Consider the following 15,153-nt stretch of genomic DNA (forward strand, 5'->3'; position numbering starts at 1 on the left):
TCCTCCTTTAAACTGTCATAATTATATTATTCACAAATTAAGAAGTAAACCATTTGAAAAAGGCATAAAAAAAGCCGAGACGCTTGTCCCGACTTTTTAGACTTGTTCATCTAAACTATTAAAATACTCAACCTTGATATCTTTATCAGTAATAATCAGCTTAGTGATACTACCGTTCTTAGCTGGTTCACCAATATCCAACGCTGGATTATAACGATCAACGATGGAACGAATGGTCATCCCATGAGAAACAATCAGGATCTTGTCACCATCCTTGGTGTTTTTTCGGATTCGATCAATTCCACGGTCAACTCGCTTCCAAAACGTCTTGTTGTCCTCCGCATTATTGTACAAATCGGCTCTGGCAATCAAATCACGAGCCTTTTCAAGACCAAAGTTTTTGAGCACCCCGGCTTCAGAAGTCGTCTTGACCTGCTCACCAACAAACTGCCACATCTGCTCCAAGTTTTCACCCTCAAAGTAGCCGTGGAACTGTTCCCGTAATTCGGGGAACTGATAACTAATGATGTTGATGTTATTGTTGTTGGCTTGCAAAATATGGTGGGCGGTTTGAATGGCTCGACCAGAATCACTACTAAAGGCCGCATCAAAATTGATGTCCTTCAATCGTTCACCAGCGTTATCGGCGTCCTCAAGTCCCTTTTTGGTCAAGGGTGAATCAATCCAACCTTGTACCTTGTTATAAAGATTCATATAGGTTTGTCCGTGTCGTACTAAGTATGCAGTTACTTTCATAATTTATTACCTCACTCGTTTCCTTAACTCTAACCCAATTATAACAAAAAACATTCCCAAAGTATTTTGGGAATGCTAATTTCTATTTATTTCGTTTTCGGTAGAATAGCCACTCGCAGAATGCCCCCAAAATTCCAACAAGGGTCAAAAGCAATCCCAGGATTAATCCTGGAGTGCGGTAATGGAAGTGAAGGGTGTGTTTACCGGGCTTTAATTTTACCCCAGTAAGGCCGTCAGCAACCATCAAGGTCTTGACTTTCTTACCATTCTCAGTCACGTGCCATCCCTTGTCATAAGGAATACTCAACAAGAGCACGTTGCGCTTTGAACTCGTCTTAACGTGACCAGTGAAATCGGCTCCTGAAAGTTTCAGGTTCTCAGGATGATCCACTCTCAGCTTGTATGGCTGAGTTTCGTCAACAAATTGATTGAAAGCCACACCGTCTAAGCCAGAGAAGCTCTTTAATAGACTCTTCTCCTTCAGACTATTAGAAGAAATAATCTTAACCGTAAATTTCTGTCCTTTACCAAAATGACCTAACTTAACGTTTTCAGTCCCGATCATCCGGTATCTTTCAGGAATCTTCTTGCCATTCACAAAGATTTTATCCTTGTAGAGGTTGGCCTGACTCAGATACATGTATTGGTTACCGGAAATAACCGGATTAACCGTCAAATTATACTTGTATCCGTCCACCGTATCCATTTGTCTAGTATCGTATGGATCAACCGTCTGATAACGGTACTTACCAGAATTATTAACGGTAACCTGAGCCTTATGCATGAACTTCTTCTTGGTTCCGGACTCGTCTTGAACGAAACGATTCAAGTTCTTAAAAACATGACCCTTGTTTAGTTTGGTCTTAACAATCCGATCAGAAACCGCATAGCCCAGTCCACTATAGCGTTCATTCTTTTTATTGATCGTCTGACCATTTTTCAAAATGGTTAACCGATTAGTAACTCCAAGTAGTTGGTCGGTAATCGGCGAACTACCAATCACGCTAACCCGGCGCACGTTTCTTGACGATAATCCCAGATTAGAAAGGACTGCTTGAGTATGCATGTTTAAAGTGGAACTATAGCCACTTACCCCACGGTAATTAAAGATAATTCCATCATTATACTGGTTGTAATCCTGATCAAAGATCCCACTGTACAGTTGATTATTCACGTCATTACGATGGAACGTCGTTTGATTCTTCTTATTATCAACTTTTTGGTCAATAATGCCTTTAGACTGGTTATAGGCATTTTCAAATTTTTTCTGATTCCCAAACATTGCAGGAGCATTCCTAAACGCATCAATCCGTCGTCCCTGAAGGGAAAGATAGAGGTTAACTCCCATCTCAACACACAGGACTGCGAAAAGCAGGTACCAAATCTTTTTGCCGTAGCGATTCGTTGCCATTAACAACAACGTGGTTACTAAGACAAAGATTAAAGCATAAATTAAGTGGGAATTCCCAGCAATAAGCTGAATGCCATACTGATGCATGTGGTTAAATAAGGCAACCAAATCGCCACAACCGTACCCAATTACTAACAGGAAGGAAACGATTAAACCAGCGTTTTTAACAACTCGATTGTCCTTAAACGCTCCGTTAATGTAAGCTTCATATGCGAACATGATGGTCACAAAACCGAACATGAAGGCTTCTCTATACGGGAATCCAGCTGGATTTTGGAACATGTGCCAAATAGTGTTAAAAGTGGTAATCCACATCCCGACGAAAATTGCCCCAACTAGCCAGAAGGAAGCGTGTTTCTGTCGTTTCGTAATCTTCTTCGATAACCAGAACACCAGGAGGCCCATGATGAAGATCGTACCCACAAAGATACTGGGATCATGGGACAAACGGCCCATAAAGTTATTGGCTCCCACCCCAAGATTAACAAAAACAGCAGGACTAAACCTTGGATAAGGCAGAAAGTCCCAGATTTTGAATAATCCCTTACTGGTTGAAAGCATCCCCACAATTGATGGAATCAACATGAAACACGACAACAGGGCGGCAATGATCGAACTAACGACGTACTTACACGTCATGGAACCATGAACCTTTAGGTAATGCCAAAACCCAGTTTTAGTTGGACGGTTCAAAAAGACGAGATAGACAAAATAGATTAAAGAGTAAATACACAGCATATAGCCCATATAGTAATTCATGATAATGATGGCCGTCAAAGCGACGACGTATCCTCCCCATTTCCCCTTATAAAACAGTCGCTCAATTCCAAGGGTTAAAAGCGGTAGAATCATTAAGGCCTCAAGCCACATGAAATCATAGAAGTAGAGGGCAACGTAACCACTCAAACTGTATGCTACGGCAGCCATGATTTGCATCATGTCCTGTCTGTGATACTTCACTTTCAAAAAGAAGGCCATTGACCAACCAATTAGTCCGATCTTAATCAAAATGATGATTGAGATCAGAATTGGCATGTGAACCACACTGAACCATGAAACCAATAAGTTCAGAGGACTCATTAAATAGTAAGTGTAGATCGGAACGGTATTATCACCAATCGAGACCAAAAACGAGTATGCACTAAAGGTATGATGGAGCATTTGATCACGAAGTAACTTAAAAAATGGCATGTACTGCGTGAGCAAATCACTGATAAGTAGATTATGGTTACCAAATGGTGTTATTCCGTAAATTGCGAAGACGATGGAAGCCACTACGACCGGAATGATAAAAGCGGCCGCGTAGTATTTCCAAACATGCATTTTCTTTTTCATAGCTAAAAAATCCCTCGATATTAATATTTGTAAAATTATGTAACCACAGTTCATTGTATTATATTTTTGTGACGTAACCTAACAAATGTGACAATTCTTTAGGAATAATTTGTTAGTTCAATCATTTAACGCTAGCGTCTTTGACAAAACCAGCTAGCCTTCATAACTAGGATACGTCAATTATTCCAATTAACTTCCCTTAAAGTTAAATATCTCCCTAAATTACGTAATTTAACATTTCAATGGTGGTTTATTTCTTAAATTTTGGTAAAATGAATTTAAGCTTAGGCTAATAAATAAAAAGGAGTGTTCATATGTTTAGTAAAACAAAGGGCTTTGACCCGTTTTCACTGGTTATCGGAATCCTGAGTGTGATCTTATCACTCTTCATTTTGAAGAATCCATTGAACTCATTTAAGGCATTAGTTTTCGTCATTGCCATCTTGTCAATCGTTGAAGGTATCTTCAAGATTGCTGAAATTTCTCAACTAGACAAATCATTAGGGATGTCACCAGTTTGGCTTGTCATTAACGGTGTGCTTGATATCATCATTGGTATCTTGATCTTCTTAGACCCTGCCGTTGGTGGAATCTACATCTGGTTGATGTTATCAATCTGGTTCATCATCGATTCATTGTTTGAACTATGGTACAGTCGATTTGCCGAAAGAAACCACAAGGGTTACTTCTGGTTTGAAGTCATTCTTGGTATTATTGGCTTGATCTTAGGAATTGTTCTATTATTCCAACCAGCCATGGCAATGTCAGTTGCATTATTCTTAGTGGCATTTTACTTCATGTTCTTTGGAATTTTGTTAATTGTTCGTTCATTCTAACCAAAAATAAAAGATCGCGGATTCGCGATCTTTTTTTGTACCATTAATTATTTGCGATCCTTATTTGGTTCTTCAGGACGGTCACTACGTTCGATGTGTTTATGAATCTCTTTCCCATCGGTTGAACGGTTTTCATGGCCACGATCCTTTTTGTGATCGTCTTTTTCTAACTTATGCAATAAGTTCTTTTCTTGTTTTTCACTAGGTCTTCTGTCACTCATACTAAACCCTCCTCTTCTGTTTATACGTTCCCATTATATCATTATCATCGTGGCTTTCATAAAGAATCATTTCCAAAAATGGTTTAATTGCCTTTTGAAAAGATTAATGCTAGTTTCTAGATAACGAAAATGAAGGAGAAAATACTATGAAATATGGAGTTACTGCCGGAACGGGTCGTTTCGGTGAACGTGCTATTTTGGGCTTGATTCGATTGGTCCCTGTCGAAGACATCGTCGTAATCGCTAGAAACACGGAAAAAGCCAAAAAGATGTATCCTGCTGGAGTTGAAATCAGAAAGGGTGACTACAATGACACTGAAAGTCTGAATCAGGCCCTTAGTGGAATTGACAAGCTCCTGTTTGTCTCATCACAACCTGATCCAGAACATCCCCGCTACGTCCAACACGAAAACGTGGTCAACGCCGCCGTCAAAGCTAAGGTCAAGTTTATCGCTTATACGAGCTTCCCTCACGCTGACATCGCCAAGGTGCCACTGGCAGAGGACCACGCCAAGACCGAAAAATTAATTGAGGCAACTGGCATCAACCATTCCTTTCTTAGAAACAACTGGTACCTAGAAAACGATCTCGACCTCATCAAACGTTCCGCTAAGGGAGCGGCTTTTATCTTCTCCGCTGGTGACGGCAAAGTTGGCTGGGCCGAAGAGAAATACTACGCGTTTGCGGCGGCCAAGGTCATGGAAAGCGACGAAAAGACCAAGGAAGTCTATGAGTTCTATGGAAACGAACATACCTACGCTGACTTAGCAGCCTCAGTCATTGCCAACACCAACAGGGACTTTAAGGTTAACTTGTTAAACGATGACAACTACCGCCAAGCTTTAGCAAAACGCGGCTATGATAAGAGTTCAATTAATTTCATGGTCGGCGTTCAAGACATGATCAGGGCCGGGGTCTTAGATGAAAACATCGACGAACAGGCCGTCAAATTTGGCATGACTCATCAAGAAATCTTGGCAAACAATACTGACAACGATCCGGACCTGCCGCAGGTCATTGGTAGACCATTACCAACCCTTGATGAACAGGTTAAAGATTTATTATCCACTAAACCATCATACGAAATCTAAGCAAAAGAAGTTCTTTGATTAAAATTTTAGTCAGAGAGCTTTTTTAAACCCATTGATTGCATGATTTCCCCAAGTGTATTAACTTAAACTTAATTAACTACTAAACTTTCTAGCAGAATCGAAGTGAGTAACCATGCGGCAAGAATCACTCTTTAACAATCAAGATCAAAACGTCCCCTTGGCCAGTCGGGTTCGTCCCAAGACTTTAGACCAATTTGTGGGACAGCAAAATCTTCTTGGAGCAGGAAAAATTTTAAGAGAACTAATTGAAAACGACCAGGTTTCTTCCATGATTTTCTGGGGACCACCTGGGGTTGGTAAAACCACTTTGGCCGAAATTATCGCCAGAAAAACGCAATCAAACTTTTATAGTTTTAGTGCGGCCGACAGCAGCATCAGCAAAATTAAAAAAATCATGCGTCAGGCCGAACAGGATCAGCAAATTGGGCAAAAAACGATTGTCTTTGTCGACGAAATTCACCGTTTTAACAAAGCCCAACAGGACGCCTTTTTACCCTACGTCGAACAGGGTAGCATCATCTTGATTGGAGCCACCACCGAGAATCCGTCGTTTGAAGTCAATTCGGCGTTACTATCACGCTGTAAGGTCTTTGTCCTGCACGCCTTAAAACCGTCCGACGTGGTGACGCTTTTAAACAATGCCTTAAAGAATCCGGATGGCTTTGGCAAGCAAAACATCAAAATCGGCCAGGATGAAATTAACGAGATTGCTAATTTTGCTAACGGTGACGCCCGTAAAGCATTAAACATCCTGGAAATGGCCGTCCTCAACGGTGACAAAAAAGACGGTGTCACTAAAATAACGTTAGATGGTCTGAAACAACTGATTGGTAACAAGTTTGTGCTGTACGACAAAAATGGCGAGGAACACTATAACATTATCTCAGCTTTGCATAAATCGATGCGTAATAGTGACGTTGACGCCGCCATTTACTGGCTTTCCCGTATGCTAGATGGTGGAGAAGACCCGCTTTACATTGCGAGACGACTGGTGCGGTTTGCCAGTGAAGACGTTGGTTTAGCTGACACGAATGCTTTAAACGTTGCCATTAACGTGTTTCAGGCCTGTCAGTTTCTAGGAATGCCCGAGTGTGACGTCCACCTCGTAGAGGCCGTTACGTACCTCTCACTCGCACCAAAATCAAATGCCCTTTATAAAGCCCGACTGGCGGCCAAGAAAGACGTCCAGGAAACTGCTGATGATCCCGTTCCACTGCAAATCAGAAACGCTCCCACTAAGTTAATGAAAAACTTGGGCTACGGAAAGGGATACGAACTCGCGCATAACTATCAAGACAAACTAACGACGATGAAAGCGATGCCACCATCAGTTGAAGGCCACGTCTACTACAAACCCACGAGTGAAGGCCATGAGATCCGGTTCAAGGAACGCTTGGAACAAATCAAGAAGTGGCATGAACAACATGATAATAAAAATTAAGCCAAAAAATTGCCAGCCCGATGTTTAATCAGAGCTGACAATTTTAATTTACTGTAATTTTAAGAAAAATCGACGACACTAATAATTAAATAACGCTCCAAATACAACTAATACCAACATAATCAGTCCGAGAATCCAGAAATTAGCCGCAAACAAACCAATCGTAACGGCTAATAGAAACATCAACAAAAGACAACCACAAGCGGCACTGCTGATAAACTCAAACAGTAGCCAGACCAGAAACAAAAAAATAAAGATTGATATTGCAACAGTCATTTTTCGCCTTTCTAAGATACGATTAATTCATACACTTTATATTTAAACACAAAAAATGAACCTCTAAAAGTTCATTTAGAGATTCATAATATTACATATTTCAAAAGCAAACAACAAATAATTATAACGTAATGTAAGAAGCCTCATTAGAATAATTCCTATTTGTTATCAAGTAATTGTTGAAACTGGTCCATGGTATCATCAAACTTCGGCAATTTACCTGTATCTTGAGCGTTTCCAACAATCTTAATAACCAAATCGTTGAATGGAGTCTTGATTCCATATTTCTTGCCCGTCTCGGAGATCACCCCATTAATGTCATCAACCTCAGTCTTTCTGCCCTTCTCCAAATCTTGTAGCATACTGGCCTTTAGATTCTTACTGTTGTTCATCGCGGACTTCAGGTAGGCCAACTGTGCTGGTTCATCATTGGGATGTTCACTAGTAAGTGAACTGAGGTCATGATTTCCCATTTTGGCAAATTTCACACCGTCAGCATGACCGACCTTTAATCTTTCACTTACGATATTTAGCGCACTCTTTAAGCCAACCTCACTATCAGCAACCTGGCCAAACGTAGCATCACTTGCGGCTGATAACCCACTAAATGATGAGTTAACCAAAAGTTTAGACCATTTGGTTCCAAGTAAGTTATCGGAAATGGCGGTGCCACCAACGTGACTCAACACGTCTTTGACCTTCTTAATGCGGTCGGTGTCTTTTCCATCAAGTTCACCAATCTGAAACGCCGCATTTTCAAAGGCTGGAAGTGCCGTGGTCAATTCCGACTCCGTGTGGTTAAGTTGGGTTCCACCAAATTCAACGGAACCAGCAACGATATTTGCGGGATCAATGACCTTTGAAATCGCAATTTCTGGGACCCCGTTTTGAAGCGAAACCAAAGTCCCATTTGGTTTCAACACGTCTTTAACTTTCGGGAGAACTTCATCATTATGAGTCTGCTTGGTCAAAAGTAAAACGAGATCATACTCGTTCGATTTTAATTCATCCGGAGTCTTGGCAGTGACAGGAACAGTAAAGTCAGCCGTACCAGTAACCGTGGCACCTTGTTCGTTTATATCCTTAATGTGCTGGGGATTGTTGGCAATCAAATCCACGTTGCCTTTACCGTATGCTTTGGTGAGATATGCACCAATAATGGTCCCAAGTGAACCAGCGCCGTAGACTGCAATTTTCATTATTACCATACTTCTTTCTTTTTTTGGAATACTTTGGAATACATGGAGAAGTATGTCGCTGTGAAGTGGGAATGTCAAAAACGAGGGCTTATAAAAAGTGCTAAACCACTTAAATAGTTAGCACTCACATTATATTAGTTTTGTTTTTCAACCAACTCACTATACTTCTTATAAAAGCCCTTCGTATCCATATACGCCAAACGATACAACTCATAGTACTTGTTATACTCTTCGTGTCTTTCTGGATTGGGCTCAATCTTTTCATTAATTTTGACCCACTTTTGGACTGCTTGCGGTTGAATTTGCTTCAAGCCAATTCCAGCCAGAATGGCACTTCCAAGGTCGGCTTCACCACCAGAATCAGTCGTTTTGACGGTTTTACCCGTCACGTCCGCAATGACCTGGACCATTTTTTTAGAATTGCTAACACCACCAACTAGAGTAAACGAGTCGCCAATGTGATCACCAAACTGTTCAATACTCTGACGAACGGAATAGGCAATGGCCTCCTGAAAAGCCTTAAATAACTCATAACGCTTCGTCGTCATCGAAATCCCAAAGATGGTTCCACGAACGTTGGAATCCCAGACCGGACTGCGTTCTCCCATAAAGTACGGTAAAACAATCAAGCCATTACTACCAACGGGAACTTGCTCACTCTCTTCATCCAGCATTTTCGTACTGTTATTATTATCAACTTCCTGAGCGAATTCACGGGTGAACCAAGCAATTACCGCGCCAGCCGTGTTAGCCCCGGCAAAGTTATAGTAATATTCTTTTGGTTTGTAAGCATAAGGCCAAATAATCAGATTATCATCTTTAAGTGGCTTGTCGGTCACAAGTGCCGCATTCATTGACGTTCCTAACGCAATCGTCATGCGACCGGTACCAAGCACTCCCGTTCCGACCGTTGCTGGTCCAACGTCAACCCCAGTATTAAAGATTGGTGTTCCAGCTTTGATGCCCAGTTTTTGCGCCCACTCGTCAGTGACTTGACCGGCGACATCCGTGCTAGCAATCATCTTTTGTGGTAATTTATTTAAATCAATGCCTAATTTAGTGGCCAGCTCATGTGACCACTCATCATCATTAATGTTAAAAATCCCCGCTAAGTTACCGGCCGCAGAGTAATTAATGCTGATATTCCCCGTTAATTTATAAATGACGTACGATTCAGGTGGCAAAAATTGATAGGTATCGCGGTACAATTCTGGCTCGTTTTGTTTCAACCACATAATTTTAGTGTAGCCGTAGTACGGATCAGCCAAGTTACCAGTGATGTCCATCAGTTCGGACTTACTAACGAGCTTTAGCGCTTCTTCAGTTTCTTTTGTGGCCCGACGATCCATCCAAATTAACGCGGGACCGAGTGGTTGACCACTTTTGTCAATTGGAACTCCAGAACCACCGTAGAGACCGTCGATGCCAATACCAATGATGTGGGTACTATCGACTTTTTGGGCTAAGTTTTTAATCAAGGACATCACTGCCCGAAGCCAGTCGTCAGCATTCTCTTGTGCCCATTCTGGATGTGGTGTTTCTAACTGATATGAAGCTTTGTCTTGAGCAATAATTTCACCCGTAGTCGTCATCAAGATGGCTTTGGTGCTTGAGGTACCGATGTCAATTCCTAAAATGTATTGGGTCATGGGAAGTCTCCTTTGAGAAATAAAGTGAAGTATTTTTTATGACTTAAGTTTAGCTTATTGGGTGTAATTTGTTAATGAGTGAACATAGAATAGAGTAAAAAGAGACGCGAAAATAGTCATCTTATTCCTTAAATAAATTTCGTATATTTTATAATAATTACATAATTCGTTTTTTTACTAATTGTTAACCTTTAATCTATCTAATAAGACTTTTAAAGTTGGTATAATGAACAATTATCACAGTTTAAATTGAAGGGTTCAATTAAATTACTAATAGCACGTTGTTTATCATTATCACTGTGATAATAAAGATCCCATTGTGTACTTTTATTAATTAATCCATCATCTAACAAAAACTTAAAATATTGCATGTCTACAATCCCATATGAAGAACCCAAAACTACAATTTTATCTAATTTTTTGATATATTTATTCTCTAAAAAAGTCTTAAATTTTGCATAATCATCAGCTGTAGGTTTAATGGTACTTTGATTAAATTTATTAAATGATTGTGCAGTTGAGGTCTCATATAAATATCCATCTTCCTCAATCATAGGAGCATTTTTAAAATCCTTTTTTATCTTATCTTTTAATGAAACATCATTTGTATGACCGATTTGTGGAGATAATTTTTTATCAGACTCATTAGCATGACCATGAATATGAAAAACATTTCCATTGGGAATATTATATATTGATTCTAATGTATCAGTATAATTTAAATTTAAATACACACATGAATAATTTGAATATTTATTTAAAATAAAATCATAATTATTATTTTTATTTGCACTAGTAAGATCATTATTAACTTTAGCTACCCATTCACTAATACTATTATTCATCTGAGAAACAAGAGAACCAGGAGAATCATTACTTAAAGATGGCATCGGAAATTGTCCGCGATCAACATGAAAATATGGATAATTTAATGCTTCTTCAAACCTACTCCATAGAACATTATTAGCTAATTTTTTTATATAATCAGGATAATCTCCGTCATTATCTTTAAGAGCTTCAATAGAGTAATAAAATGACGCATTATCATTTTTTACATCAAAAATCTTCTTGTAGTCCTCTGGATGTTCATTTTTTATCTTTGTCTTTACTTCAGGCTTATTAAGTACATATAAATTAAACAATTTATCATAGAGTCATTGATAATTTTTTCTAGTGTATTCTGACCAATCAAAAAGTGTAGTGTTTAATCCTGTTCCAATGTCTAAACCATTCCCAACAAAATATAATACATTTTTTTCATTCTCTTTTTTATTAAAATTTCTCATCTAAAGTCTCCTAATTATTGATAAAATAAGTATAATATAAGAAAAATCACAAATAATGGAGACCAAATATGAATAAAGAATTAAAACATCATTCAAAAATCAACATTATTATAATCATTCTATTATCTATTGTTCCTATATTATTAATTTTTATATGGACGCAAATTTCAAAAAAATATCTTGGTTGGAGTACAGGAACCACAGATGGATGGCTTGGATTATTAGGTGCTTATTACGGAGCTATAATTGCTATATGTGGAATCTTTTGGCAAGTTAACAGACAAAAGAAAATTGACGATAATAGACAAATTGAAAATAGTCTGGCAATGTTTTACATAAATCCTATAATGGGCCTAAGGAGTGGCCAAACAGTTTATTCAGATACTACTGATGCAGCAAACAAAAAATCATTTAAGAAGTGGCTTTATAGTCCAAATAAGATTCTCACAAACGGTGTACAATTACTTAACAATTCCTCTAACAATGCCGCTTCCTGTGAAATAAAAATGATTTATAAATCTAAAAAACATGATTACAAAATAATTAAAGAAAATTATATAATCCCCTTTATAAAATCATATAGTAGTGTCTTCTTAATTCCTAAAGATTTCCTTGTACCTAATGCAAATTACAATAGTATGGAAAATCAAATGAAAGACAATGACCTTACTCTTCTTAAATTAGAAATTAAATACCTATCAAACGCTAATAAGGTAAATAAAATTATTTACAATTATGAGAGTTCGAATGAACATAAAGTTGGTTTTCCTACGTCCATAGAAAATAATTACAATAATTGGACAGCATTTGACTATTATAATTATTTATCAGATAACACTGATATAAATACTTCTTACTATACAATTATGAAATAAAAACACCAAACATATTTGGTGTTTTTTTAATATTAAGAACAATAATTAAAATTTTACATCCTACAACTCATACATATACTTCACATCATCCGCCTGTGCATCCGACTTAATCAACAAGGTCTCAAACAAATCAGTTAAGCCGACAATTTCGTAAGTGTGAAACGTAATGGTATTTTCTTTTTTATCAATCTCAGTATCAAACGCATTCTCGGTAATACGCCAGTTCTCGTTGGTCCAGTCTTCCTGATTAAAAGCCTGAAAGGCAATGTAGTTATTAATCAACATCTCACCCTGTTTAGACAACCAAGCGAGCACGTTCAAGTCAATCCCTTGAAAACCCTCCCTTAAGTCTGGTTGCAAAATTTTCTCTGGATCATATGGTTGAAAGACCTCTAAGTCAATATTGTCCTTAATCAAATACTTTTTAGCCCCAATGTAACCACGTTGAAGCGAAGCAATGGTGGCCTCTTTCATCTTGTCATCCATGGGTTGCTCAAATTGACCGTAGACCTCCATGAAAGTTGAAAGGAACTTCTGCTGGTCCCGCTGGACGTGGTCGTAAAATTCGTCCCCATTGTGATTCATATCAGCCGCAAGAGCCTCCACCGTCGACGGAATGTCATCCCGGTTAAAGTCAACGTTAACCATATACACCCCAATCGCAGCGTTTGACAAATAATTATCGACGATTACGTCCCTAATTTGTTGCGGAATCGGTCTGACCTTGTTGAAATCAAACTGATTACTGTTATCGTTGACTCCCGTCGCTACCAATCGTTTAAACACTCGCCCGTTATCTGCCTTAATAATATGTTTCATTTTAAATACTCCATTCATTAATTGATTGTGATTATGACTATACAACATCACACATTTTTACAAAAGTCATTTCACATCAATTTATCGAAAACAAAAGAGACTTCACGACTGAAATCTCGATTTCATTATTTACTTTTTAGGATGCTCAAGATTTACCAAGAAATCACGGGTCATTTCGTTTGTCCGGTATGGATAACGTCCGTTTCGATCCGTTACCCGGTGAAGTGGCAACACGATCCAGATGGGACTTCTTGAAATGGCAGCCTCCACTTTATCCTGACTAACACCAGAACGGTCTGCCAGATCGGAAACCGTAACTAATTCACCAAACGGGATCTGGGCAATTTCGTTCCAAACCAACCGGTCTTCATCAGAACCGTACCCCATAAAATCAGTTGGCAAATCAAGACTGGTTGACTTACCTCGCAAATAGTTTTTAATTGTTTTACGATACTGCAAGCTCTGCTCACTATTTTTGGCGTACTCAAAATGATCATTCGTATAAAAATCAAGCAGTTGAGACACTTCTTGACCTGGACTGCTTACGAAATTCAATCCATGATCGTCAATCGTGAAGAAGACTTTATCCCCGTTAACATGAACGGAATCCCAATACAATCTTTGCATTTTTTTACCTCATCCCACTCTTTCCATATCATCATTTTATCATAAAATGTGATGGTAACCTAACTCCAGGGAAACAATTATCGCCGTCTGCGTGGTATCCTAGGGGTAGAATACGAAAAAGGAGAACGCTTATGACTAAAGAAATGAATGCCGTTGGTTACACAAAATATCTACCAATTGATGACCCCAAGAGTCTGTTTGATTTCACCACCGAAGTGCCCAAACCGGAACCACACGACCTGTTAGTAAAAGTGGCTGCCGTTTCGGTTAACCCCGTGGACGTTTTCACCCGTGAAGCTCAAAAAGAGCCACTAAAAGAACCGAAAATTATCGGATGGGATGCCGTTGGAATCGTTGAGGCAGTCGGTTCTAAGACCAATCGTTTCAGTGTTGGTGACCGCGTCTTCTACGCCGGTTCACACGTTCGTCCAGGTAGCGATAGTGAGTATCAGGTGGTTGACGAACGCATCGTTGGCATTGCCCCGAAGAAGTTAGACAATGCTCACGCTGCCGCCATGCCACTCACTAGCCTGACGGCGTGGGAGGCCATGTTCGAACAGATGAACATTGATTTTTACGACCGTGACGAACAGAACCACAATAAATCAATCTTAATCATCAATGGTGCTGGTGGAGTTGGTTCAATTGCGACCCAATTGGCTCACCGCGCTAACCTCAAAGTCATTGCCACTGCCGGAAAAGATGAGACGAAACAGTGGGAACTCGATCACGGCGCCGACATCGTCGTTGACTACCACGATGACATCGTTTCAAAGATTCACGACCAGGGCTTTAATTACGTTGACTACATCTTAGATTTACGTAACATTGACGCTTATTGGGACGAAATCTGTGAGTTAATTGCCCCATCTGGCACGATCGTTTCAATCACCGGCTCGGGTAAGTCACTCGACATGAGTAAGTTAAAGGAAAAACGTGCTCGCTTCGCCTGGGAATACATGTTCACCAAGTCTGAATTCCATACTCCTGACATGAGTACCCAACATGAAATTTTGGATAAGATTAGTATCATGCTTGATGAGGGTAATCTGGTCAGCACCATGACCAAGCAATTTGGTTCCATCAATGCCGAAAACTTACGAAAAGCTACCAAATTAGTCGAAAGTAAACAAATGATTGGCAAAGTCGTGGTTGCTAATGATGAAAATGAAAAATAATAGTGCCACAAAGGAAACCGAAGAACTAAAAAAGAATGGTCAAATCAAAGAGGCACTTGAGGGACAAAAAGACCAGAATCCCAATCACTATTCTGATATTAGTAAAGGAATTAACTGGAATAATCTTTAACA

Annotated in this window: 16 protein-coding genes; 6 read left to right on the top strand and 10 right to left on the bottom strand. The window is 39.3% G+C overall.

The genetic code is table 11. The features are described 5' to 3' along the window. Positions 1-96 precede the first annotated feature (96 nt). Both AC6UC9_RS01345 and AC6UC9_RS01350 read right to left on the bottom strand, forming a co-directional pair. A complete protein-coding gene (locus tag AC6UC9_RS01345) occupies positions 97-756 on the bottom strand; it encodes a histidine phosphatase family protein (RefSeq protein ID WP_500693372.1) in 660 nt (219 codons plus the stop codon). Between the two features lie 82 nt (positions 757-838). Further along, positions 839-3,502 (bottom strand): YfhO family protein, encoded by a 2,664-nt coding sequence (locus tag AC6UC9_RS01350; protein WP_500700893.1) that lies wholly within the window; start codon positions 3,500-3,502, stop codon positions 839-841. A 314-nt stretch (positions 3,503-3,816) separates the two neighbouring features. Here AC6UC9_RS01350 and AC6UC9_RS01355 point away from each other — a divergent pair, with 314 nt between their 5' ends. Continuing rightward, a complete protein-coding gene (locus tag AC6UC9_RS01355; protein WP_500693370.1) occupies positions 3,817-4,338 on the top strand; it encodes an HdeD family acid-resistance protein in 522 nt (173 codons plus the stop codon). Between the two features lie 47 nt (positions 4,339-4,385). Here AC6UC9_RS01355 and AC6UC9_RS01360 read toward each other — a convergent pair whose 3' ends face one another. Continuing rightward, a complete protein-coding gene (locus AC6UC9_RS01360; RefSeq protein ID WP_500693369.1) occupies positions 4,386-4,559 on the bottom strand; it encodes a hypothetical protein in 174 nt (57 codons plus the stop codon). Positions 4,560-4,705: 146 nt separating this feature from the next. On the opposite strand from AC6UC9_RS01360, the gene AC6UC9_RS01365 reads away from it, so the two are divergent. After that, positions 4,706-5,650: an NmrA family NAD(P)-binding protein gene (locus AC6UC9_RS01365; RefSeq protein WP_500700894.1), complete on the top strand. Its 945-nt coding sequence runs from the start codon at positions 4,706-4,708 to the stop codon at positions 5,648-5,650. 133 nt (positions 5,651-5,783) lie between these two features. Continuing rightward, on the top strand, positions 5,784-7,112 hold the full coding sequence (locus tag AC6UC9_RS01370; protein WP_500700895.1) for a replication-associated recombination protein A: 1,329 nt from the start codon (positions 5,784-5,786) through the stop codon (positions 7,110-7,112). Between the two features lie 78 nt (positions 7,113-7,190). On the opposite strand, the gene AC6UC9_RS01375 is transcribed toward AC6UC9_RS01370, so the two are convergent. The 5 genes from AC6UC9_RS01375 to AC6UC9_RS01395 all read right to left on the bottom strand — a co-directional run bounded on the left by AC6UC9_RS01375 (position 7,191) and on the right by AC6UC9_RS01395 (position 11,522). Next, positions 7,191-7,388 carry a hypothetical protein gene (locus tag AC6UC9_RS01375; RefSeq protein ID WP_500700896.1) on the bottom strand — a complete coding sequence of 66 codons (198 nt, stop codon included), beginning with the start codon at positions 7,386-7,388 and terminating at the stop codon, positions 7,191-7,193. Positions 7,389-7,546: 158 nt separating this feature from the next. After that, the gene (locus tag AC6UC9_RS01380) at positions 7,547-8,587 is read right to left on the bottom strand and encodes a ketopantoate reductase family protein (RefSeq protein WP_500700897.1); all 1,041 of its coding nucleotides are present in this window, start codon (positions 8,585-8,587) and stop codon (positions 7,547-7,549) included. 134 nt (positions 8,588-8,721) lie between these two features. Continuing rightward, positions 8,722-10,236, bottom strand: a complete 1,515-nt coding sequence (locus tag AC6UC9_RS01385; RefSeq protein ID WP_500700898.1) for an FGGY-family carbohydrate kinase — start codon at positions 10,234-10,236, stop codon at positions 8,722-8,724. A 212-nt stretch (positions 10,237-10,448) separates the two neighbouring features. Beyond that, a complete protein-coding gene (locus tag AC6UC9_RS01390; protein ID WP_500700899.1) occupies positions 10,449-11,378 on the bottom strand; it encodes an AbiH family protein in 930 nt (309 codons plus the stop codon). 12 nt (positions 11,379-11,390) lie between these two features. After that, positions 11,391-11,522, bottom strand: a complete 132-nt coding sequence (locus tag AC6UC9_RS01395) for a hypothetical protein (RefSeq protein WP_500700900.1) — start codon at positions 11,520-11,522, stop codon at positions 11,391-11,393. 68 nt (positions 11,523-11,590) lie between these two features. Between AC6UC9_RS01395 and AC6UC9_RS01400 the strand changes: the two genes are divergently transcribed. Then, positions 11,591-12,397 carry a hypothetical protein gene (locus AC6UC9_RS01400; RefSeq protein WP_500700901.1) on the top strand — a complete coding sequence of 269 codons (807 nt, stop codon included), beginning with the start codon at positions 11,591-11,593 and terminating at the stop codon, positions 12,395-12,397. Between the two features lie 60 nt (positions 12,398-12,457). Here the strand turns inward: AC6UC9_RS01400 and AC6UC9_RS01405 are convergent, their stop codons facing one another. Next, positions 12,458-13,216 carry a hypothetical protein gene (locus tag AC6UC9_RS01405; RefSeq protein WP_500700902.1) on the bottom strand — a complete coding sequence of 253 codons (759 nt, stop codon included), beginning with the start codon at positions 13,214-13,216 and terminating at the stop codon, positions 12,458-12,460. Between the two features lie 129 nt (positions 13,217-13,345). After that, positions 13,346-13,843 (bottom strand): methylated-DNA--[protein]-cysteine S-methyltransferase, encoded by a 498-nt coding sequence (locus AC6UC9_RS01410; protein WP_500700903.1) that lies wholly within the window; start codon positions 13,841-13,843, stop codon positions 13,346-13,348. A 131-nt stretch (positions 13,844-13,974) separates the two neighbouring features. Between AC6UC9_RS01410 and AC6UC9_RS01415 the strand changes: the two genes are divergently transcribed. Both AC6UC9_RS01415 and AC6UC9_RS01420 read left to right on the top strand, forming a co-directional pair. Then, on the top strand, positions 13,975-15,021 hold the full coding sequence (locus AC6UC9_RS01415; protein WP_500700904.1) for a zinc-binding alcohol dehydrogenase family protein: 1,047 nt from the start codon (positions 13,975-13,977) through the stop codon (positions 15,019-15,021). Then, a complete protein-coding gene (locus tag AC6UC9_RS01420; protein WP_500700905.1) occupies positions 15,011-15,151 on the top strand; it encodes a hypothetical protein in 141 nt (46 codons plus the stop codon). The genes AC6UC9_RS01415 and AC6UC9_RS01420 overlap by 11 nt, the downstream gene beginning before the upstream one ends. Positions 15,152-15,153 lie beyond the last annotated feature (2 nt).

This window comes from Fructilactobacillus sp. X7R4C1 (genome assembly GCF_059901115.1).